The sequence below is a fragment of the Chryseobacterium oranimense genome (assembly GCF_900129755.1).
Taxonomy (GTDB): domain Bacteria; phylum Bacteroidota; class Bacteroidia; order Flavobacteriales; family Weeksellaceae; genus Chryseobacterium; species Chryseobacterium oranimense.
Genome location: NZ_FQWT01000010.1, coordinates 1 through 21,634, shown reverse-complemented (window position 1 = coordinate 21,634; position 21,634 = coordinate 1). Strand labels below are relative to the sequence as shown.

General features: G+C 31.5%; 30 protein-coding genes. 24 read left to right on the top strand and 6 right to left on the bottom strand.

What is annotated here, in order from left to right:
* Positions 1 to 41: 41 nt before the first annotated feature.
* The 7 genes from BUB03_RS21315 to BUB03_RS21285 are packed head-to-tail and all read left to right on the top strand — an operon-like array spanning position 42 to position 5,164.
* Positions 42 to 923, top strand: coding sequence for a hypothetical protein (locus BUB03_RS21315; protein WP_073066969.1), 882 nt, complete (start codon positions 42 to 44; stop codon positions 921 to 923).
* Positions 923 to 2,287 (top strand): hypothetical protein, encoded by a 1,365-nt coding sequence (locus BUB03_RS21310; RefSeq protein ID WP_073066966.1) that lies wholly within the window; start codon positions 923 to 925, stop codon positions 2,285 to 2,287. The genes BUB03_RS21315 and BUB03_RS21310 overlap by 1 nt, the downstream gene beginning before the upstream one ends.
* Positions 2,280 to 3,437, top strand: a complete 1,158-nt coding sequence (locus tag BUB03_RS21305; protein ID WP_073066964.1) for a hypothetical protein — start codon at positions 2,280 to 2,282, stop codon at positions 3,435 to 3,437. The genes BUB03_RS21310 and BUB03_RS21305 overlap by 8 nt, the downstream gene beginning before the upstream one ends.
* Positions 3,438 to 3,449: 12 nt before the next feature.
* A complete protein-coding gene (locus BUB03_RS21300) occupies positions 3,450 to 3,821 on the top strand; it encodes a hypothetical protein (RefSeq protein WP_073066961.1) in 372 nt (123 codons plus the stop codon).
* Positions 3,808 to 4,236, top strand: a complete 429-nt coding sequence (locus tag BUB03_RS21295) for a hypothetical protein (RefSeq protein ID WP_073066958.1) — start codon at positions 3,808 to 3,810, stop codon at positions 4,234 to 4,236. The genes BUB03_RS21300 and BUB03_RS21295 overlap by 14 nt, the downstream gene beginning before the upstream one ends.
* The gene (locus tag BUB03_RS21290) at positions 4,181 to 4,603 is read left to right on the top strand and encodes a hypothetical protein (RefSeq protein WP_073066956.1); all 423 of its coding nucleotides are present in this window, start codon (positions 4,181 to 4,183) and stop codon (positions 4,601 to 4,603) included. The genes BUB03_RS21295 and BUB03_RS21290 overlap by 56 nt, the downstream gene beginning before the upstream one ends.
* A gap of 9 nt (positions 4,604 to 4,612) precedes the next feature.
* On the top strand, positions 4,613 to 5,164 hold the full coding sequence (locus BUB03_RS21285; RefSeq protein ID WP_073066953.1) for a glycoside hydrolase family 19 protein: 552 nt from the start codon (positions 4,613 to 4,615) through the stop codon (positions 5,162 to 5,164).
* A gap of 13 nt (positions 5,165 to 5,177) precedes the next feature.
* Here BUB03_RS21285 and BUB03_RS21280 read toward each other — a convergent pair whose 3' ends face one another.
* From BUB03_RS21280 to BUB03_RS21255, 5 genes are all read right to left on the bottom strand, one after another.
* A complete protein-coding gene (locus tag BUB03_RS21280; protein ID WP_073066951.1) occupies positions 5,178 to 6,101 on the bottom strand; it encodes a hypothetical protein in 924 nt (307 codons plus the stop codon).
* Between the two features lie 3 nt (positions 6,102 to 6,104).
* On the bottom strand, positions 6,105 to 7,538 hold the full coding sequence (locus BUB03_RS21275) for an MBOAT family O-acyltransferase (protein WP_073066948.1): 1,434 nt from the start codon (positions 7,536 to 7,538) through the stop codon (positions 6,105 to 6,107).
* A 148-nt stretch (positions 7,539 to 7,686) separates the two neighbouring features.
* Positions 7,687 to 7,962: a DUF3127 domain-containing protein gene (locus BUB03_RS21270; RefSeq protein WP_073066945.1), complete on the bottom strand. Its 276-nt coding sequence runs from the start codon at positions 7,960 to 7,962 to the stop codon at positions 7,687 to 7,689.
* Between the two features lie 5 nt (positions 7,963 to 7,967).
* Positions 7,968 to 9,218 carry a tyrosine-type recombinase/integrase gene (locus tag BUB03_RS21265; RefSeq protein ID WP_073066942.1) on the bottom strand — a complete coding sequence of 417 codons (1,251 nt, stop codon included), beginning with the start codon at positions 9,216 to 9,218 and terminating at the stop codon, positions 7,968 to 7,970.
* Positions 9,219 to 9,497: 279 nt separating this feature from the next.
* A complete protein-coding gene (locus BUB03_RS21255; RefSeq protein WP_073066937.1) occupies positions 9,498 to 10,220 on the bottom strand; it encodes a LexA family transcriptional regulator in 723 nt (240 codons plus the stop codon).
* Positions 10,221 to 10,369: 149 nt separating this feature from the next.
* On the opposite strand from BUB03_RS21255, the gene BUB03_RS21250 reads away from it, so the two are divergent.
* From BUB03_RS21250 to BUB03_RS21170, 16 genes are all read left to right on the top strand, one after another.
* Entirely contained in the window at positions 10,370 to 10,639 is a 270-nt protein-coding gene (locus BUB03_RS21250; protein ID WP_139258943.1) for a hypothetical protein, read from the top strand.
* A complete protein-coding gene (locus tag BUB03_RS21245; RefSeq protein ID WP_073066933.1) occupies positions 10,632 to 10,832 on the top strand; it encodes a hypothetical protein in 201 nt (66 codons plus the stop codon). The genes BUB03_RS21250 and BUB03_RS21245 overlap by 8 nt, the downstream gene beginning before the upstream one ends.
* Positions 10,833 to 10,891: 59 nt before the next feature.
* Positions 10,892 to 11,302 carry a hypothetical protein gene (locus tag BUB03_RS21240; RefSeq protein ID WP_073066931.1) on the top strand — a complete coding sequence of 137 codons (411 nt, stop codon included), beginning with the start codon at positions 10,892 to 10,894 and terminating at the stop codon, positions 11,300 to 11,302.
* Between the two features lie 3 nt (positions 11,303 to 11,305).
* Complete coding sequence (locus BUB03_RS21235) at positions 11,306 to 11,956, top strand: hypothetical protein (RefSeq protein WP_073066929.1); 651 nt, start codon at positions 11,306 to 11,308, stop codon at positions 11,954 to 11,956.
* Between the two features lie 5 nt (positions 11,957 to 11,961).
* Positions 11,962 to 12,456: a hypothetical protein gene (locus BUB03_RS21230; protein ID WP_139258942.1), complete on the top strand. Its 495-nt coding sequence runs from the start codon at positions 11,962 to 11,964 to the stop codon at positions 12,454 to 12,456.
* A 5-nt stretch (positions 12,457 to 12,461) separates the two neighbouring features.
* A complete protein-coding gene (locus BUB03_RS21225) occupies positions 12,462 to 12,746 on the top strand; it encodes a hypothetical protein (protein WP_073066923.1) in 285 nt (94 codons plus the stop codon).
* A 101-nt stretch (positions 12,747 to 12,847) separates the two neighbouring features.
* A complete protein-coding gene (locus BUB03_RS21220; protein ID WP_073066920.1) occupies positions 12,848 to 13,225 on the top strand; it encodes a hypothetical protein in 378 nt (125 codons plus the stop codon).
* On the top strand, positions 13,215 to 13,925 hold the full coding sequence (locus BUB03_RS21215; protein ID WP_073066917.1) for a hypothetical protein: 711 nt from the start codon (positions 13,215 to 13,217) through the stop codon (positions 13,923 to 13,925). The genes BUB03_RS21220 and BUB03_RS21215 overlap by 11 nt, the downstream gene beginning before the upstream one ends.
* A 38-nt stretch (positions 13,926 to 13,963) precedes the next feature.
* Positions 13,964 to 14,362, top strand: coding sequence for a hypothetical protein (locus BUB03_RS21210; RefSeq protein WP_073066914.1), 399 nt, complete (start codon positions 13,964 to 13,966; stop codon positions 14,360 to 14,362).
* Between the two features lies 1 nt (position 14,363).
* Entirely contained in the window at positions 14,364 to 15,218 is an 855-nt protein-coding gene (locus BUB03_RS21205) for a DUF1376 domain-containing protein (protein ID WP_175547530.1), read from the top strand.
* Positions 15,218 to 17,026, top strand: coding sequence for a toprim domain-containing protein (locus tag BUB03_RS21200; protein WP_073066909.1), 1,809 nt, complete (start codon positions 15,218 to 15,220; stop codon positions 17,024 to 17,026). The genes BUB03_RS21205 and BUB03_RS21200 overlap by 1 nt, the downstream gene beginning before the upstream one ends.
* 44 nt (positions 17,027 to 17,070) lie before the next feature.
* Positions 17,071 to 17,367 carry a hypothetical protein gene (locus BUB03_RS21195; protein WP_073066907.1) on the top strand — a complete coding sequence of 99 codons (297 nt, stop codon included), beginning with the start codon at positions 17,071 to 17,073 and terminating at the stop codon, positions 17,365 to 17,367.
* 592 nt (positions 17,368 to 17,959) lie between these two features.
* Positions 17,960 to 18,181 carry a hypothetical protein gene (locus BUB03_RS21185; RefSeq protein ID WP_073066901.1) on the top strand — a complete coding sequence of 74 codons (222 nt, stop codon included), beginning with the start codon at positions 17,960 to 17,962 and terminating at the stop codon, positions 18,179 to 18,181.
* 370 nt (positions 18,182 to 18,551) lie between these two features.
* Complete coding sequence (locus BUB03_RS21180; RefSeq protein ID WP_139258940.1) at positions 18,552 to 19,184, top strand: hypothetical protein; 633 nt, start codon at positions 18,552 to 18,554, stop codon at positions 19,182 to 19,184.
* Entirely contained in the window at positions 19,159 to 19,527 is a 369-nt protein-coding gene (locus tag BUB03_RS21175) for a hypothetical protein (protein ID WP_073066896.1), read from the top strand. The genes BUB03_RS21180 and BUB03_RS21175 overlap by 26 nt, the downstream gene beginning before the upstream one ends.
* A gap of 67 nt (positions 19,528 to 19,594) precedes the next feature.
* On the top strand, positions 19,595 to 20,092 hold the full coding sequence (locus tag BUB03_RS21170; RefSeq protein WP_073066894.1) for a hypothetical protein: 498 nt from the start codon (positions 19,595 to 19,597) through the stop codon (positions 20,090 to 20,092).
* A gap of 300 nt (positions 20,093 to 20,392) precedes the next feature.
* On the opposite strand, the gene BUB03_RS21160 is transcribed toward BUB03_RS21170, so the two are convergent.
* On the bottom strand, positions 20,393 to 20,761 hold the full coding sequence (locus BUB03_RS21160; RefSeq protein WP_073066889.1) for a hypothetical protein: 369 nt from the start codon (positions 20,759 to 20,761) through the stop codon (positions 20,393 to 20,395).
* Between the two features lie 192 nt (positions 20,762 to 20,953).
* Here BUB03_RS21160 and BUB03_RS21155 point away from each other — a divergent pair, with 192 nt between their 5' ends.
* Positions 20,954 to 21,226, top strand: coding sequence for a helix-turn-helix domain-containing protein (locus BUB03_RS21155; RefSeq protein ID WP_073066886.1), 273 nt, complete (start codon positions 20,954 to 20,956; stop codon positions 21,224 to 21,226).
* Positions 21,227 to 21,634 lie beyond the last annotated feature (408 nt).

Genomic DNA, 21,634 nt, shown 5'->3' with positions numbered 1-21,634 from the left:
CAGTCGCCAATACTAGAAGATAGTTATGATAATTTTGTTATATGCAGAAATTCTGGTACCATAGCCCGGTTAGGTTTTATAAAACCATGGAAGAGTTGGAAGATATGACCAACCCTCAGAATACACAGTATTACGGGCACAAAAACCCATATCCATTAGAATACAATTCGTATCACAGGTTTTTGATTCCAAATTATCAGAATGAAGTTCCGGAGGATAAAGAATTGCAATTGTGGATTGTGGGTGATGAGGAAATAAGAATTCCTTGTGAATTTGGCATTTATCAGAATAAACTGGTTAGAGTTTCATTCATCTGCTATGAAATTTATTTATCAGGACGTTTTGAGATCAGAACCGAAGACGGGGATGTTTTATTCTATTCTAACTGTGTTCAGTTTGTAGACAGTGAAGATGATGAAGGCCGAAAATTTATCAGAATAGCCACAAAGCATACTTATGCTAAAAACATATTCCCTTTTGCTAATCAGCAGCATGACTGGATGGTGACAAGCCTTCCCGGTTATTGTCTGGGAGAATTCAGCGTTGATGAAGATGTTGATTCTGGCCAATCCGGAAACCTGGAAACAACAGTTATAAATGATGCGCTATTGGAAGAGAGTGTAAGTTATTTGTTTCAAATTGAAGGCGATAATAACATCATGACCTTTATTTCCGTACACTCCGTTAACAATGATTTTTATATTGACGGAACCAAGCGAACCAGGAAAGAGAAGCCAGAAATAGGAGATAATTCAGCGTGGATAACAATGAAATTTTCAAATGTGAAGGATAAAAATGGTTTAAATATCATTTTAGATGAAAGCAAAATATTTGACGATGTAATTAAAAAAGCATTATCAAATGATTTAAAGACAGTTTTATACACATATAATAATAACAAAAACGCAATACCTACAGGATAATGCCAAATATACCATTCATAGATTTAAAGCCTATTTCAGGACTTGAAAAAGTTAATACTTTTGATCCTGGAAGTCTTTTGTTTGCAGGCGCAGATGGAATACTAAAGCGAATTGATGCAGAAAAATTCTATCAATTACTTAATAATGTAGCAAAACCAATTTCACCATCTGATCCATCACCTACAGTTGTAGGATGGTACAAGCCTCAAATTTCATCAGAGCTTGATAAGCCAACAGATCCAAATAGCACAACAGATTGGGGAGAGAAATATCCTAATGCAGGAAATCTACGTGCAAAATCTGGTTATGATACATTATTTTGGTTTGGCGGGGGGACAACGTGGAAAAAAGCAGAGGTAAAGTTGCCTTCAAATAGTGCAAAAACTGTTTATGATCCTACTGACAATGTAAATCCATCTACAATGAAGGCTGCTGCTGACAGATGGGACAAATTACTATATGTTAATAAGGGTTTTTTGGAAAATCCGAGCGGTTATATTGATGTTAAAAATTACATTGATGAATCAATCAAAGGTAGAGAAACAAAAGAAGGAATTATTATTGATTTGAATGTTTCTAGTGATTACATATTCAATGTAACAACTACTGGATTACAAAATATTCAGATTATACCTAGGATAGGGGCAATATCAAATGATATTTTTAACTTAAAATTAGTTTGTGAGTTAAAACCTAATATTGTTTTTTCAGACAATATTAAGTTTATAGGAGATCAACCCCCTAATTTTGATAGTGGCTTTACTTATATCATCGTATTTCAAACGTTTGATTTTGGGAATACATGGTTTTGTTCAATTGTTGGAGCTTATTCAGATAAAACAAAGCTTCTTTTTAATGAACAATTTAAAGTAGGAAATATTACATCTTTAAGTTCATTCAATTCCAACTCTATTATGTCCGATGGTACAAAAGTAACGATGTCTGGTGCAGTAACAGGAGATTCTGTATTTTACAAAGACGTGGGTTCTCCATTCTACATTGTATCGGCCACTTTTGGACTAGTAAATGCTAGATCAAAGCTTGTATATAAAGCAATTGACAATAGTAACTTTGGATTAATTGGGTACAATGGCATTCCAAATAAAGTATCGATTATAGCTGTTATAAATGGGGCCGTATCTGAGAATTTAACAATAGATGTGCCGGGCATGAATGACAGATCTAATGTTAATTTCAAAGTTAAAGTAGGATTAACTACTTGGAAATTTTATGTTAATGAAGTTTTAGTCAAAACATTTAATAATCCTGCAGGTCTGCCAGGAGCTACTAAAGTAGGAATTATTGCTGATACTAATCTTAGAGACGTATATGTAAAACAGTTAAGTGTTTCAAGTAATGGCTAGAAAATCAATGTTTAGAGCTTCCGGAAGCCTGGTTCCAGAAAAAAAAATACAATTTGACACTATAGTCCATGTTAGTGAAAATTGGGTATATAAGTTAATAGGCAAAACACTTCATATTTCTCAGGATTATGGTATATCATACACCAAAATATTAGATTTCTCAAGCAAGCTTAATGAAATTAGATTTATTCATAGATTTTCAAATGGCACATTATTACTTGCTGATAATAAAAGGATAGCCTTTACGAACGATAATGTAAATTTAATTTATTCTAACGTTTACAATCTGGACGGTTCTGTATATGTACCTAACATAAATTATGATAACTTCACGCTCGTTAATGGTTCTAACATTCAAAAAATGAATAATGGCACCAAAGAGGTTTTTATGTGGGGGAATTATAATAATTCAGAAAATGACAGCATGTCACCTAACTGTTTTATATGGTATACCGAGGATTTTGGCGCTACAATTAGGTGCATTTATCATTTTGGAGAAAGTATCCCGGTTAATAAAACGACACCTTTGTATGCGCGTCACGTACATAATGTAGAGTATAATCCTGCTGACAATACATTTTGGTTTTGTACAGGTGATACACCTATGGAAATAAATGCTAATTGGGGCAAAATCGTTCCTAATCCATCTTCATCAACGGGCTTTGATGTGTACTGGATAAATACAGGAGAGCCATATCAGGTTTCTAATCTTGTTTTTGATGGAGGTTATATTTACGCATCATTAGACACTGCCGGAGGTGGATTAGTTCGTATTAAATATGAAAATGCTGCTGATCCTACTAAGTTTGAACATTTAAAAACCGGGTTAAATGATATTTTATTCATATATGTAAAGAATAATCATGCAATAATAGTTCAATCACGTTGGAAGGGTACTCAGGAAGGAAGGCGTTTTTGGTATAGCCCCAATTTAAGTGGAAATATTTGGCACGAGATATATGGGGATATGCCTGAGGGATATACAGATGCATCAATATATTGCAGAGTTTATTATCCAAATTCACTGGGAATGATATTATCTGGAATTCAGATGAATTTCAACCAGGGTTTTCACTTGTATAATTTCACTCCATCGGTATGGTTAAATGATATTTTGGACAAGAATGGATTTAAAGATGCTTTTAAATAATTTTAAAAATGAATGGAAAACTTAAACTACAATATAAGCGAACTACTCGCATTAATCATGTCGGTGCTGATAGGTTCCGGCGCCTATATTTCATTCGTGTACATAAAAAACAAGCAAAAGATAAGTACAGCATATGTAATAGCAGTACTGCTTATCAATCTTTGCTTGACTTATGTGGCATCAGAGCTTTTAAAGGCTTTCAATTGGAGCGAATGGCGAAATCCTTCACTACCTATGGTAGCGTTTGCAGGTCAATATTTGACGGACTGGATGGACAAGAGGTATTTAAAAATATTCGACACTGCAGCTAAGCGGGCCGGAATTAAACTAAATGATAAAGATGATGAATCTAACGATAAAAACTCCGAAAATGAAAATCGATAAAGACAAATTATACGCTTTTCTGATTGTTTTGCTAATCTCGGTATTTGCCTTTGTAGTGGGAAACATTTTCAAAGAAAGCAATGAGAAAGAACTTACTGAATTAAGGAAGATTCAGGAGGAACAAAAAAATGCAAGATACCAATCAGAATTACGGGAGCAGGCAGCTAATAATAAGAGCGACTCTTTTAGAAGTGTTTTAGAAAAACAAAACATTGGTATAGGAATTCTGAACGACAATTTTAAGAATATGAACAATAGTATTCTTAACATGAAAACTATGTATGATAAAAATTTCACGGATCTTAAAAATTTACAAAATGAAAACGATCACATTAATTCTGCTTCTATTAACGAGCAATTTGATTTTATCTCAAAATATAAATACAAGGAATATTCCGGAGGGACAAATCCCTGAAGTATACAAAGGGCTTAAACAAAACGAATATTTAAAGGCTAGGCTTCAGAAGACAGAATCAGCACTTTCCAGCGCAAACCAGCTTATCAACGAACAAGACAGGGTTATTTCCGTTAGTAAAACACTTTTGAATGCGAAAGATGAAGCAATGGGAACTATGTTAGAAATCTCAAAACAAGACAAAATCGCAGCCGAAGAAAGAGAAAATCAGCTAAAAATTGACATTTCATACTTGAAAACAGAAATTGACTTGGTAAAAAAAGAGTCTGAAATTAAACAGCGGAAAAGGTTTTGGAATGGATTAAAAATAGGCGGTGTTTCTGTAGTTATTTTGGGAGCTGCTGGTCTCATTTTGTTTAATAATTAATAAATAGAAATGAATAGAAAGATTTTTTTTGATGAATACAGGAAAACCTTAGATCCTGATAAATCGATAAGCATTCAGGAAGTAAAAGACATTGATCTTTTTTTATCATTTTATGAAAGAGATATTGCAATGTATTCAGTTTCGCAATGGGCATATGTATTTGCAACTGTATATCATGAGACAGGTGCTACATTTCATCCGGTAAGGGAGGCTCCAAAAGCTTCAGAGAATTGGAGAAAAATGAACTTTAGATATTACCCCCACTATGGGCGTGGCTATGCTCAGCTCACTTGGGAAAAAAATTATGATAAATATTCCAAAAAACTAAATATTGATTTGGTAAATAACCCTGATATGACTATGATTCCGGAAGTAGCTTGGTATATTTTAGTTGATGGGTTTAGAACAGGGATTTTTACAGGAAAAAAGATTTCTGACTATATTAACGATAAGGAAAAGGATTACAGAAATGCCAGAAGGTGTATCAACGGCACCGATCGAATGGACCTTATCGCAAATTATGCAAAAGAGTTTGAACGAATATTAGAACTATCAAACTAATGCATCCCTATTATTAAGGGATATTTTGTATCGCAGAGTCTATCTTAATAGTAAATTTTTTGGCGCCAAGATTATTTAAATGGTCTGCATCAAAAAAATATCCATCGTTAAATTCAGAATCATTCATCAAATTTAAATAATGACAATTATTATTGTTTTCTATTTGCTTTTTTAAAAATGAAAAAGTAGTGTATAGTTGTTCATTTTTAGTTAAATTTGAATAATACTCGGTCACTGGAGCTGAAACAAATAATATATTTATTTTATTTTTTTTAGCATAATAAATAAAGTTCTCTATTGCCTTTGTATTATCAATGTAAGCTCGTTTCCCTTTTTCTGAATCTATGGTGATAGAATGTCTTTTAGCTGCTATTTTAGCACTGGATATTAAATCATTTTTAACGCTACTTTTGTATAGTGTACCAAATCCATACTGATTACAATCAATGTCTGTTTTTCCGTATTGATAATAGTTTTTTAGCCTTTTGATATTATCAGAAAATTTGCCATTAAAAATTTCAAGATGGTCTTCAAATTTATTGGATGAAATATCATTATAAATAGTATAGTTTTTCATTCTCCAATCTTCAATTCCATATTCTAATTTAGAATATAAGGAAATGTAATCAATTGGAATTACTATTGTTTTCAAATTTTTCCAGTCTTTGAAATTATTGAACAATTTCCAGTCTAAAGATAAATCCTGTGAAGTCATAGCCAGATTAAACCCTTTGTATTTTGAAAATTCCGGATTTACTCCAAAAAATATATGAGAACTACCTAAATATAATACTTCAATTTCTCCTGAATTTTTTGTTAAATAGTCATTTTTATAGGAATAATCATTAGGAACCTTTCTTAAGGAAAATTCAATAATACCCAGGCAAATAATTATAGGGAATAAAAATAGGAATATATTTTTTATAAGTTTTTTCATGAATTAGAATTGAAAGTAAATAAATGTGTGCTGTTCTCCAGAAAAGTAAATAATCATTGCAGCAATGAAGTAATAAAGCCCCCATCTTACAAAACGATTATTTATTGAATGTATATTTTCAATTGCAAAGTTGTTTCGCCTTCCAATCCATTCTATTCCTATAAAAACTACGATTATTGAAAATAACCAAAGAACATCTTTTTGAGGATAATAAAACAAAGATCTGCTGAACATCCTACGAATGTATTTTAATGCTTCTAAAACAGAATCAGACCTAAAGAATATCCATGCAAATGTGGCAAGTCCAAAGGTGATTATTATTTGACAGAACTCTTTTAAAGATGGAAACACAGAGTTTTGACCTGCGACATCTAAATTTTTTCTGTTTGTCTTAACAATAATTGATGGCATTATAAATAATGCATTTAATCCACCCCACACAATAAATGTCCAGTTTGCACCATGCCAAAATCCGGAAACCAGAAAAATGATGAAAGTATTACGAACTCTCATCCAATTTCCTCCTTTACTTCCTCCCAATGGAATATATAAATAATCTCTGAACCATGAGGAAAGCGAAATATGCCATCTTCTCCAGAATTCTGCAATATCACGGGAGAAATAAGGGTAATTGAAGTTTTTCAAAAGATCAAATCCCATCATCCTGGCAGTTCCTAAAGCTATATCAGAATATCCTGAAAAATCCCCATAGATCTGAAATGAGAATAAAATAGCCCCGATTAGAAGTGTACTCCCATTTAATCCATAATGTAATTCAAAAATATCATTCACATAAATAGCACACTGATCTGCTATTACTATTTTTTTAAAAAGCCCCCAAATAATCTGTCTTAATCCACTTACTGCATTTTCATAGCTAAATTGTCTTTCCTTTTTTATTTGTGGCAAGAGATGTGTTGCTCTTTCTATGGGGCCTGCTACAAGAAGGGGGAAAAAGCTAACAAATAATGAGTAATCAATAAAGTTTCTTTCTGCTTTAATTCTTTTTTTATAAATATCAATCACATAAGATAATCCATGGAATGTGTAAAAAGAAATTCCTACGGGAAGTATAATATTAAGCAGCCAAACATTTACTTTGATGCCAAAGCCATTAAGAAGGTCTGCAAAACTTCCGACAAAGAAATTATAATATTTAAAGAAGCCAAGGAAACCAAGATTGATGACAATACTCAAGGTAAGCCAGAATTTAGCTTCACGATTTGTTTTGCTGTTCTCTATTTTTATTCCTGAGATATAATCAAGACCAATGGAAAACATGAGTAAAAAAAGAAACCGCCAATCCCAACAAGCATAGAAATAACAGCTTGCTATTGCTAATAATAAATTCTGATATTTTAATTTTTTTCTTAAAGACCAATATATACAAAGGACAATTGGGAAGAAGATAGCAAAGCTTAATGAGTTAAAAAGCATTTGGGTAATAAATTTGTTTTCAATTAATTTTATCGAATATACAGATAATATTTTTCATTATTTAATTTAAAACAAATATATAACTTTAAAATAAATCATAATTATGGGAAACAGTAAAGCACACCATACAAATAGGTGTGCTTTTATTCTATGTCATATGAACTATTTTCCAAGCGACAATATTATTGAAATATTTAACAGTATTATTACGATCAATATATTCACAACCAATAATATTTATTCCGATTCTTACCCTATCCCCTACTTTAAACGGATCAACAATATCAGTACGAAGATTATGAACTTCAATTATCAATTTTTGAGGAAATCTTTCTTCAGTTAAAACTATAAATTCCCGTTTCTGAAAATTGTTTTTAAAATATTGTATTGGATAAATACGCTTGATTACTGCTATTAATTCCATCTGGTTTATTTTATAGAAATTCTTTTAAGTATCTCGTTATTTCTATTCTGCTTTCCTATGGTATATTTGCCCGTTGTTTCAGGTGAAAGATGACTTGCCATGCCCTGAGCTAAATTAATTGGAACAATTGGAGCTAATTCAGCATTATTCTGTAGCTCATCTAACTTATCAAGGAACAAATGTTTCCATGTGTAAAAATCCACATTTACTTTGATGGCTTTTTTCGTTATCGGATGAATTATATTGTCAGCCATTTTTACATTATTGCGCCACCTTCTTTGAATTTGCTTAGAACTGATCTGTTTTAATCCAGGTTTTAAATCTTCTGAAAATAGAAAGTCATCTTCATTTTTACATTCTAACAAAACTTGTTTCCAGTAAGGTATTGCAGCCGGAATAATAACCTTTGTCACCCATTCGTATTTTTTACGCTTTTTAATAAGCACTTTATACTCTTGATTTTCTATATCAACATGCTTTTTCTGAACTCTAAATAACTCAGTAGAGCGTGCTCCAGAATATCTAAAAATGTTTGTATATCTGTAAAATGTCGGGTAATTATCATTCAGATATTGTAATATGGCAGAAACCTCTATTTCATCTTTATACACTACTCTTTCTTTAGTATTTTCAACTTTCTTTTTTAAAGATCCTACCGGATTAAATTTAACGCAGCCATATTCTAATAATTCATCAAACATGTTTTTTAAACATGATCTGTGTTTATTAAATACAGACTCGGTTGTAAAAATTTTTTCCAGAATATTTTTAATATGGAAAATTTCAGTTTCAATAATTTTTAAATCCTGATAACTAAGTTCCGGAATAATGCCTTCAATAAGGTTTAATAATTGCCTTGATAATTTGATATAATCATCAGAATAGTTCATCTTATCCCTTATAGCCCAAAGAGCTTCTATAAATAGCATTTCAGGATATATGGATTGATTGCTCATTATAGACTTTGTTATCGGGTTAAAATGTTCTTTATCTAGCCTTTCTTCCATTAACTCCTTATAGAGTATAGCGGTTCTTTTCAGGACATGTAAAGAATCGGAAGAAAATTTTCTCCGGTATTGAAACCCCTTTGGGTATTTGTCTTTGAATTTAGGATCGTAAAAACGGCATTCAACTGCCCATTCCTTGGGGAAGTCAGATTTTTGGGTAAAATCTAAACAGTCTTTTGGTAAAAAATAAACTCCGGTCCTGTGACAACCATTTAAGAGTTTAATTAACTCTGAATTTCTTTTTTTCATGTTGGTAGATTTTTAATGTTGACGTTAATGTTGACAATCAATAAATATCTACCTCCGTTAAGGTCTTGTAAAAAGTCGAAAACCCGTTGTGGGAAAGGCTTTCGCTTAGAGCCGGCTACGGGACTTGAACCCGTGACCTCTTCCTTACCAAGGAAGATAAACTCTACCCTACAATTTAAATACATTTGAAAATCAGACAATTAAAAAATCAACAATTGTTATTTTATACTATTTTTTTAGCTTAATGTTACCCTTAATGTTACCTTTTTATTTTTGCTATTACAGGTCTACTTCTTTCTTCCTTACAATAAGTATTTTTGAAAATTCCATTAAATCAAAAGTTTCATCAGGATATTCAACTTTATCTGGGTTATCTGAAGAAAGCGTTATTGACCCATAATAAGGTACACTCACTCTTTTGAATAGAATTCCATGTTTTCGATGAAATAAACAATAAACTTTATTAGGTTTGAAAGTATCTTTATTTTCCCAATACATTTGCGGAATATCTTCACATCTTGCCCATTCACCGGGTTCAAGAGTTCCAGGCATTGAATTACCGTCAACCTCTATTTTATGATAAATTGCACGTTCGCTTGGTTTGACAAGAATGATTTCCTTCTCAAAATGATCTTCAATATATTGGTCTGGAGCAAAAAATGCTTTTTTTAGTCCGGCCTGTCCTTTAATAGGGATTATATATTGCTCAACAGGAATCAACTGAGATTCATCAATTAAGCGCCCTTCTGACTTTTTATTTTTATTTTTATTAGCAGTTACCTCTTTCAATTTTTGCATAGCTGCAATGGCATGATCTTTTGATCGGTTGTCAAATACACTTTGTTCATAATCTATCAATAATTTAAAAGCGGATTTTGAAATGTTCCTCTGTTTATATTCCCAACTTTGCACAGCTCTAATAGATACATTAGCAATTTCAGCCACTTGTGCCGTACTAAGACCGTGCTTTTCTTTAAATTCTTTAATATCTATGTTATTCATTATCAATCACATACAAGGTTTAACATTTTTTTAACACATTCATAATGCTTTACACATTGTATAATTACACAATGTGCGCTATATTTGCTACAGTAACTCGACAAAAGTACGACAAAATAAGGATAATAAAAATGAGGAAAACCGTAAAAATGGAAAATACCGTAAAAACCCCCATTAATAAAAGATTCAATTTCAGTGAAACTACGGTTGCAGAAGAGAAATATTTGCTAACACTTTCGGAATTATTAAAAAGCAAACGTAAAGGAGACTGGAAGAAAGTTGCTGAAACCCTTAAAATATCAGCACAATGTGCGGAAAAATCTTTCTACCGAGTGTATCAAAAAAATCACTTTGAAGTTGTTGAAGCTTTAAAAGTAATAATTAATCAAAGGAATAAATTGATCCAAGTCCATGAATGAAAAAAAAGCTAAAGAGATCATTTCTAAATGTGAACAGATGGAAGCTTGGTCTAAACAAATACAATCATATTCTACCTCCGTTAAGGCTGAAATGATAGCTTTCCTGGGCGGCGTGGGAACCGTCCAGCGGAAGCGAAATAAAAAATCAGAAGATTTAGATGCTCAGATAAGAGCAAAATTCTTTAAAAGATAAAAAAATTCCACCTGTTGGAGCAGATGGATAAAGTATAACTAAAAATACTCTGTTAAAGTATGGAAACAAAAGTACAAAAAAATCTTGAAGAAAAAAACAATCAAGATTTAAAGACGGTATATTCTGCAATAGAATTACTTAAACAAGAACAATTCAAAACTGCTATTCTTAAAATTATCTCAGATGAGGTTATGAATTACAGAATTGATGATGCTATTACCAAATTACATAATTGCTTTGCTCCATTTTTGAGAAAAGATGCTGATTGGGATGGTGTAAATAAAAGAAATGGATATACAGTAGCTCTTCACATTTTAGGTATTGCCGATGATGATGAGCTTTGCGAAAAATTGTTTACAACATTGTATGAACATGGATATAATAGCCTGTTTGATGCCGAATTGGTTGCCAATGTAATTTTCCAAAATTGGGTCTACGAAATTACTAATCACATTAATTCTAAAAACTAAGCCATGAATACAGATACAAAATTCAAACCAGCAGCACAAGAATTTAAAGATGTAATGAATTCTATATGCAAATTAGAATCTGCTTTTCATGTTGAAATGAATGCTAAAAATCAAGCTTATTATTTCATTTTAGAAAATGGACACTTTGATTCTTTCAGCGCCTTTTGTAAAAACAAAGATTCTAAAGACGCTCATAAAAGTTGCATTGATTTATTAGTAAAAAAGGGTGAAGAAATGGAACCTATCAAACATAAATCAAAAATAAAAAAAGGATTTATCAAACTCGATTTTGAAACAAGAGATAAGATTGTGCTTTCAATGCTAACAGGAGCTGTTATTTCAGAAAGAATATATAAACACCTTTACTCTGCCTGCAATGTTCTTGACCCGCTTGCACATGATGAACATTTTGAACCGAGTAATGTTCATGATATAATTGGTGAAACATTAGCATTATTTGATGTTGCTGACGATGAAACCATTGGAGACAATAACTTCTATTGGTATTTAATTCAAATGTTCAATGATGTTACTGAAGAATATGCTGAACTCAATTATGAATATGCTGCTAAGGAAATATTTGAAAGATGGAGTTATGAAATTAAAGAATGGGAGAAAAACAAAAGAACTTTTACACATCCAAACAACAAATAAATATCATGAAAACATCTATAAATAATAAACCAAATGTAGTTAAATTAAATAATGAGTCATTTTCCGCTTTGAAAGAAATTGAATTAATAAAAGATAAGGACGGAATTTTTGACGAATTCGGGACAGGCCTCATACATTTAACTTCTGTACTTGACCATTATAATTGGGGTTTTAATGATAGTAAAGAGCTTCCCAATTTTCATAGCCTGGGGCTATCAATGGTCAAACTGTATTATGAAGGATCCATAGGCAAGTACCAAAAATTTTGCATTATAAAACTTTCATCAATACTGTATGACGCGAGATTACTATATGAAAATAATTTAATCAATTTCACACAGTTAAAAGACATTGTTTCAAGAGTAAAAAAAGATGCTTATAAGCGATTTAAATCAATCGAGAAATCTCATGCAAAGAATCAGCTTATAAACCACAAATTAGATGGTGATTCACTACTTCTTCTACATGCAAAATTAGCAATTATAGAAAACGAAAACTAAGAGCAATGAAAAATAATATAATTGAAAATCACAACTCTATAATTGAGGAAGAATTTAAACAATTAAGTTTAGTGGCTGCAGGTAAATTGATTGAAACCTTAAAAAAGTACAATGATGAATACAGCTTAAAGCTTAGATCTATCATAGAAAAATTTATATGTTCAAAATCATTTACAGATATGAAATTAGACATGTGGAATTTGTCTGAAAGTAAAAAGATTAAAAATCACATTAAATATGATTTTAATACCAATTCTTTAATATCAGAACTTATATATCCTTCGATATGAAACCACATACTAATGACGGTATCCCTACTCCACTTGCTATAGCTCTAATTGCGGCCGGAATCATTTTAACCGTATTTATTCAATCACTAAAATTTTAAATAATGGACCTATCAAAATATACAGAAAAAGACCAGCGAGTAATTAAGCTGATCTCAGACGCAATATTATTAAGCACTTTAAAGAATAAATTAATTCAATGCATTCATATGTTTACTGGCGCTGACACTGAAATTGAAACATATAGCTATTCATTTGATCTGGCTGAGTCTTCTTTTTTTGAAGAAAGAGGATTGGATATTTATGATGATGATATTAGAGAAAAAACATGGGAGTCATACTATGAAAATGAAGAAAAGGTAGATTTTAGTAAATGCGTTACTGAAAAGCAACATATACAGGTTGCAGAAACCATCTTTATAAAGTGGTGTGAGTCTTTTAATAGTGTTATGCTAAATAAACAAATAAGCGATGAAGACTAATGTAACAATGCAAAGCACTGACCGGAATTTATTCGGGGTAATCATACGGCAAAATACAAAAGACGGGCAAAGTCTTTCCGTTTCCGATCTGCAGAAAGCCTATAATATTTCAAGATTTCAATATGGTTGGAATGAAAAGAACATAACAATGATTATGAAAACGAAAGATTTTCAAGAGCGTTGTTATCACCTACTCCATGAAAGAGATTTGATAAAACTAAATATTATTAGTTTTATGGAAATGGTTGAAAAAGAAGGAATTGTTAAAGTCCTTAAAGGTTTAGGTGTTTGGAAAACTTCAGGCCGTGCCGAAAATAAATCAACATATTCCGATCCTTACATCTGGGTATTACTTGCAATGGAACTGAACCCGTTAATTTATGCAAAAGTGGTTATCTGGCTTACGGATAAGCTAATAATAAATAGGATCATAGCCGGAACCGAATTCCTACCAATGAACCGAGCGATCAGCAGCATAATTCAAAACCCTGATTATCCAATGTATAACCGACAAATAAACATTAAAGTATTTGGCAAACATGAAAAGGGAATCCGAGATACTGCAACACAGGAACAACTTTCAAACCTTTCTGAAATGGAAAGATCAATAATACGGATGATTGAAATGGGTATCGTGAAGACTGAAAAGCAGCTATTAAAGTTTATCGAACTATTCACAATAAGGGCTGTAGGAGTGTAATATCTATTTAAATTAACAACTAAATTAATATAGCTCTTATGTTGATTACAGATAGTAAAAGAAAGCTAATCATATACTGCATTTCTTGGGCCTTATCATTGGATTGCATAGATAAGCAAATGAAACTTTATGAAGGGAGATTTAAGGCTTTTAATAATGGAATAAAGGACGGCAATAATAATTTCCATACCTCGCGAAATTATCACCTGTTTACCGCCTTAAACATGACTTTAACGTCAAAAGAAATATCCATTGAAGATCAAACTGAATTTTATTTTCTATTCACTCAGGTATATTCAAAATATGGCAATGAATTAATGTATACAGATATACTTCACGGCCTTGGAAAAGATACCGAAATAGCTGAAAGGGTTTTAATTGAATGGGAATCAACCTTAAATGATTTCCGATGTAATAATTATAATAAACAGATATAATATGTCAAAAGATCCAGCGGTTTTAATTTATTTTGATAAATGGATTTCATCAACAAATGGGATGAAAGCGCATTATCGGGCTTGGTATATGGATCTTCTCATGTATCAATATGACAACCCTGAAGGAATACCTGATGATAAAGATTTTATTGCTGGTATTTGCAGAGTACTGCCAAGTGAATATGAATTATTTAAGCAAATGCTTGAGCAAGTGCTAGAGCAAAAGTTTGAGCTTATAGGTAATAAATGGGTAAATCATGTTGCAAATGAAATTATTTCTAAACGTCAGGATTTTAAAGCGAAACGCACTAAAAGTGGCAATATTGGAGTAATAATAAAGTTAGCAAAGACTATTAAAGGATTCACCCCCAAGTATTTAACGAAGCTTAAAGAATATTTATTCGAAATGGATATTAAAGAAATAGAAAAAGCAAAAGACAAGCAAGTGCTTGAGCAAATGCTTAAGCTATATGTAGATGAAGATGAAGATGAAGATGAAGATATAAATATAAATAATAGTATTAGTAATAATATAAAAATTAATAATAAAATAGAATTTTCAGTTTTTTGGGATTTGTACGACAAAAAGGTCGGGGACAAAGAAGGATGCAAAAAGAAATGGGATAAACTGTCATTTGATACTCAAAACAAAATCATTGAAACTTTGCCTGGATTCAAGTCAAAAATTGAAGATAAGAAATTTCAGCCACATCCAGCAACGTACCTGAATCAGAAGAGGTGGAATGATGAGAAGCCAGAAGCAAACCAACCCATTCCAGCTATTGAAGGCGAAACTGAAGAGGAAAGATTTCACAGGGAATGGAAAGCAAAAAATAAAGTAATCCCCTTACACTGATGGAAACGATTATGTCACTGGCTACAATGAACGTTTACGACATTACAGCCGATAAGCATGGAGAAAATCAAATGCCTTGTCCAGAATGTTCACCAAACAGGAGAAAAAAAAATACAAAATGCTTTTCGTACAACACCGAAAAAGAAATCGGATTCTGTAACCACTGTGAGGCAAGGTTTGTTAAGCATAACCCGTACGAGAAAAAAGAGTACATCAAGCCGGTATTTGAGTTTCAAAACTTCACGAAATTATCAGACAAAGTTGTGAAATGGTTTGAGGGAAGAGGAATATCACAGCGAACCTTACTCTCAATGAAAATATCAGAGAAGCGAGAATACATGCCACAAACCGAAAAAGAAGAAAACTGTATTGTCTTTCCATTTTTTAAAAACGCTGAACTTATCAACTTGAAATTTCGGGATGGCAGAAAAAACTTTAAACTTTCATCTGGAGCTGAATTGATCTGGTTTAATTACGATGCCATCCTGCAGCATGAGGAAATTATTATTTGCGAAGGCGAAATTGATGCGCTCAGTTTTATTCAGGCGGGATTTGATAATGTGATCTCAGTTCCAAATGGTGCTAACATTGGCAAAATGGAATATTTCGATAGCAGTTTTGAGGATCTAAACAAGGTTAAAACCTTTGTGATAGCAGTTGATAATGATCTCAAAGGAATCGAACTCAAGCAAGACCTGATTAGACGTCTTGGAATGGAAAAATGTAAAACAGCCTCATTTAAGCAATTTAAAGACGCAAATGAACTCCTAGTATCAGAAGGAAAAGAAAGTATTCAGAACGCGGTAAAAACAGCAAAATTAATCAAGTTACCACATATATACTCAGTCGATGATTTTAGAAATGAACTTAATGACTATTTTGAGAATGGTATGCCTCAAGGCAAAACGCTTGGGATTCCTGAACTGGATAAGATTATCAGATGGCAGACTGGACGGTTCGGAGTAGCGACCGGAATTCCGGGGATGGGTAAAAGTGAATTTTTAGATTTTGTTTACTGTAGATTGAATATTCTTTACAAATGGCCTATCGGATATTATTCGCCAGAATCAATGCCTTTGCAGCTTCATTTCAGTAAAATTTTCCCAAAGTTTGTAGGGAAAGAGTATAAAAAAGGGGTGGTTAATGATAATGAAAAATATACTGGAGAAGAATACATAAATAAAAATGTTTTTTGGGTAAACCCTCCAGTAGATATGGAGATTGATGAAATATTGTCTCGATTTGAATATTTAGTAAAAGCAAAAGGTTGCAAAGCGTTTATTATTGATCCATTTAACCGTATAGAACAAACTGCAAACCATGCAGATAATGAAAGGCTTTTTATCAAAAAGAACCTGGTTAAAATGAGCAATTTTACTAAAAGGACAGATAGTTTGTTATTTCTCATTGCGCACCCCACTAAAATGCAAAAAGATAAAGGCATTTACAAAATACCAGGACCTTATGATATTTCCGGATCTGCTGACTTTTGGAACATGCTTGATTATACTTTAACAGTGCATAGAATCCAGAAAGAAGATGGACAATTTAATTCTTTCGGTGTTGTAATAGTTCAGAAAGCGAAGATCAACAAAACAATGGGCGAAACCGGAACTTGGCCATATTGGTATAATATCAATAACGGACGGTATATAACAGATCATGAAAATGGACAGCAAAAGCAATGGGATAATTCAAATTGGATAACCAATGAAGAATACTATCCACCTGAAGAATCTGAATTTAAAATACAGCCTTTAACTCTAAATGAAGCATTTGGTGATGACTTTGCGGAATTACCATATTAATAATTAAAAATATGCAAATAATAAAATTATAAAATATTGACACAATGGATTCAATTCGTATTGCAGAATGGAAGCTAGTTAGCTCAGAGAAAATGTTAAATATAGCAAGATCGCTCAATTCTCCATTTTTGAAAGATTATGAGGACACTTACAAGAAATACCTACATAATTACAATATTGTACTTGCATACAATAAGGCATTCAATGATTTAATGAAATGGGAACTGCTTGTTAGAACCGGAAAATTTACCAAAAGTCCATTTTTGGAAATGTACAAAAAGAGATTGCGTGAGCAGGCTCAATTAGTAGCTGAATTAGAAAACAGGTATATCAGGTTCTAACATAAAAAAAATACTACAAATCATCCTTAATTGCCTTTCGTAAAACAACAATAGCTAAAATTAACATTGGGATTAATACACATGCTAAATCAACTGCTGAAAGGTCTAAATTTTTAGGACCATAACTATTGATTGGTTTTATCTGAGAGGGGTCAACTATCAACATAATTTTTTCAACTAAAATACATAAAAATATGAGTATATCAACTATTGTTCAACTGAACGAAAAGGAATTGCTTGACCTTATATGCAAGGAATACAAGCTTAACAGATCGAAGGCATTTATCAACATAAACTATGTTGAGGACGATCCCTGGAATGGCGGATCATGGACAGTACAAGTGCAAGCGCCTCAAGAACCGGCAAAATCAATCAGCCAGGTTCCGATTAATTTAACTATTCAACTAGACGAATATTAATCATGAGAAGATATAAAACATCAATGAAATTCTTTATAGCATCTGCAATCCTTGTTTTCTTATCAGGATTGAACATAAGCCATGGATTAAGTATTTCATTCGCAGTAATAGCTTTAATGTGCAGCATTGGATGTGTATATAATGCAATAAGATGGAACGATTAATTCAACAAAATGAAAAATAAAAAAATTGAAATTACAATAAATCAGGCAAAGAAATTCAATTTAATGATTGATGCATTGAAAGAAATAAGGAAGCAAAGAACATCCAAAAAAAAGGATGAAATAAATGAAAAATGGAATGTTGATGAAACTGAATATCTGAAGTCGCTCATTAATAATATCCAGGATATAAGCAATGTAGTGCTTAAAAATGTAAAACAGATAAAAATTTAATTATGGAAAGTAGAGATATTGCGGTGACAATAATATGTATTTCACTTCTAATATTCATCGTATTAGTAGTATATATAATCAGTAAACAAGAGTAATTATGAATTTTGAAAACGTAAGAATAGAAATAACAGATGCTTCAGTCATGTTTTTATGCATTGCTTTAGTTGTAGTTTGTATTATCATTTGCGACACAGTTGAACGTATTAAGAATAAACCATGAAAGTACTTACAACATTTATTTGGGCGCTTATTCTGATAGTTTGTGCAGGAATTTTATTATATCTCGCTCTTGATCCTAATCGGGAAACTTGGGATAGAATATTAAAAGGCTGTATTGGATTTATTATGCTTTGGAAAGCATATGATAAAATTGAAAAATCAACGTACTGATATGGGATTAAAAAATAAAAATACATGTCGTGTTATAAGAATGCATTGCATAATAGGGGTTTTTGATGCTTACACAAAGTTGAAATTAAATCAAAGCCTTCTAAACAACGAACGTGGACCAAAAGAGAACGAAAGAAGAGAGTTTTTCAGTATGCTATTTAATTTTAATTTTTCTCCACTACCTGATAATGATGAGTTGACCAACGATATTATTGAACTGCATAAATCAATGGAAAATTATTTAGTCGAATCAGAACAATTAGGGATCAGTAGGAAACTGATGGAATCATTAATCTCTTCACTTGAAAATGATGGACAATTTGCATGGCTTAAGTGTTATCATTTCATGTACAGAAGATTGATCGGATATTATGTGATGTACACTATTAAGGAAATAAGCCTGAATACATTAAAAAATCTTTCGATAAATATTATTACCGGAATAGACCCTTTTCCGAAAGTAAATATAAGGCGTATGTTTCAGATTCTTAAAATGGTGGAAGACCAGTATTACACAATTAATTTAAAGCAAGAGATTAGATCTCTAAAAAATAAATTCAGTAAAATCGAAAATATCAACTTTACATATGAAATTAAAGGAGTACATAGGTAAAAAAGAAGATATTAGAAAGAAGGCTATTTTATCCTTTGCCTATAACGTTGGAAGTTTTCATTTAAATTCAGCAGCAATAAAATTAACTAATGCTAATGAAGGGGATTATATCAAATTTTTTCAAGATGAAGAAAATGGAGCATGGTATTTTACAGTTTCAGAAATAAAATCCGACTATTCAATTCAACTAAAAAACTATAGTGGAAAAGATTTAGTTTTCAATAAAAAGGAACTTGTAAAAGACTTGGTAAAAACCATCAATATACCTGAAGGTGTTAATAAGCTATATGTTACTGGACCAACTATGATAAATTTCATAGAATATTTCAAATTGTCGCTTTAGAAATAAAACCTAAATAAATCGCGGAACCCCGGACCGTTTTCCTTCCGGGTAATCAAAACTTTTTTAAATGAAAAAATCAATTATTATTGGTGCTTTATTAGCACTGATTACGCTAACTGCATGCAAAAAACAAAACACTGTAGATAATTACAGATGGGGAAATGAAAATATGACACGTGTACAGTCATACGACAGTAACGGCCGGCTTATTGAGTATTTTATTGCCTATTCGTTATATAACAACTTAATGAATCAGGGAGGGCAAACAGCGGTAAATAATTACTATTATCGAAATAGAAAATCGATTGATAGGAATTACAGCCGGTACAAATCCGGTTTTACATCTTACACCAGAACCAAGGCTGCAGCCGAAAGAAAAAGATCAATTCTGAATTCTTATAGGAATAAGCAAAAAGCCCGTAATGCGGTTCACAAAAGCATTTCATCTGGAAGTTTTACCAAATCTAAGAGTTCAGGAATTTCATTGCGAAAAAACACATCATCGTCTTATAAAAGCTATTCACCCAGAAGTAGTTCCAGTTCTTTTAGGAGCAGCAGAAGATAATGAATTATAAACTGAAACACCCCGGAAAATCCAGGGTGCTTTTTATTTTAATAGTTTTAATAAATCTTCATTCTCCTTTAAAAGGTTGTCATGTTCCTTTTTTAATTCGTCATAAAGTACTGTTAGCTTTTTAAAGTTTTGCTCACATTTTGAATCTTCTCTATAGTGTAAGAAAATAGTGATTACTAACAATAGTACGATTGTGATTAAAAGAATTGTGTTAATTTCCATGCTTTGAATTTATTTAAAATTTTATTGTTTAAAATGTGGTTTTCCGTAAAATATAGTAAGTAATTATTTTTAGTATTTATTTTTAAGTCCTAATGTCTCTAAATAACTTCGCTGCACTTTACTTAAAAACTTTAGCTGCTTATAGCCTAAGCCTTTTCTTTTAAATAGTTCTTGTCTTATCTTGATTGTAAAATCATCTGCATTATAATTTTTGAACTCAACATGTTCATCATTCTCCTTGGCCAAGTGCAAAAGATCAGCATCAGACATATTCTCAAGTTCTGCAGCAAAGTCTTTAACATTCATTTTTTTTAATTGTTCATAACGTGAATCGATAAGGCTATTATAAGCGTTATTCCATTGATGCATCCCAATTTTAATATCTTCCTCAGTAACTAAAATTTCCTTGTTAGATAATTTGATTTTAAATGTTCTCATAAATAATATTTAAGTTTTTTATTATTGAAGCAAATATAATCATTAAAGATTATATAAACAAAATTAAATAATCTAAAACTGTTATTTAAAAACATAACAAATTGATTTTAAGCAAGAAAAATTTAAAAATTAAATTGCTTAAAATGATTATAAAATATTTATTATATTTGCTAAAAAGAGTATTTAAGCAAAATGGCAAGAAAGCAGATTTCAGAAAATGACCGTATAAGGCAAGTTTTGGTCAATAAATATAATATCAAATTGACGGATCTAGCCACTAAGATGGGTATAAGCTACCCTGTATTTAGTAAAAAATTAAATGTTGGTACATTGACTACTTTAAAAGAAATTGAAAAGTATACAGGTATCAGTGTTATTGAAATGCAGAATGCTCCAGCGGGTTTCTTTCATTACTATGATCCAGACACAGGTGAATGGGGCGGAATATGGAAGAAAAACAGTTAATTTTAAATACTATTACCTCTCATTTTGGGAGGTATTTTTTTTGTTCACAAGCTAAATGTTAGCATAGGCTAATAAAATAAAAAATAAATTGTTAGAATAATTGTTTTATTAATCTAACTTTTGTAATTTTGTTTAAATAATGTATTAAAAATGAATCATTTAAATGATACCGTAATTGGCGATATTATTGTGTTTGACCTGATTACTATAAAAAGGAGTGATTACTATGTAGGTATATAATAGTTAATTGTTGCTTATTTACCAAGCACATATGATGCGTGCGGTCGGGGTTGTGAGTTGGTTAGATGAAGGAGGGTGCTTGGTGTTTTTTAATAAAAGAATAAATATGAGTTTAGATGTTTCTTTATATGAAAATAATGACTGTGTGTATGATTCAAATATTACTCA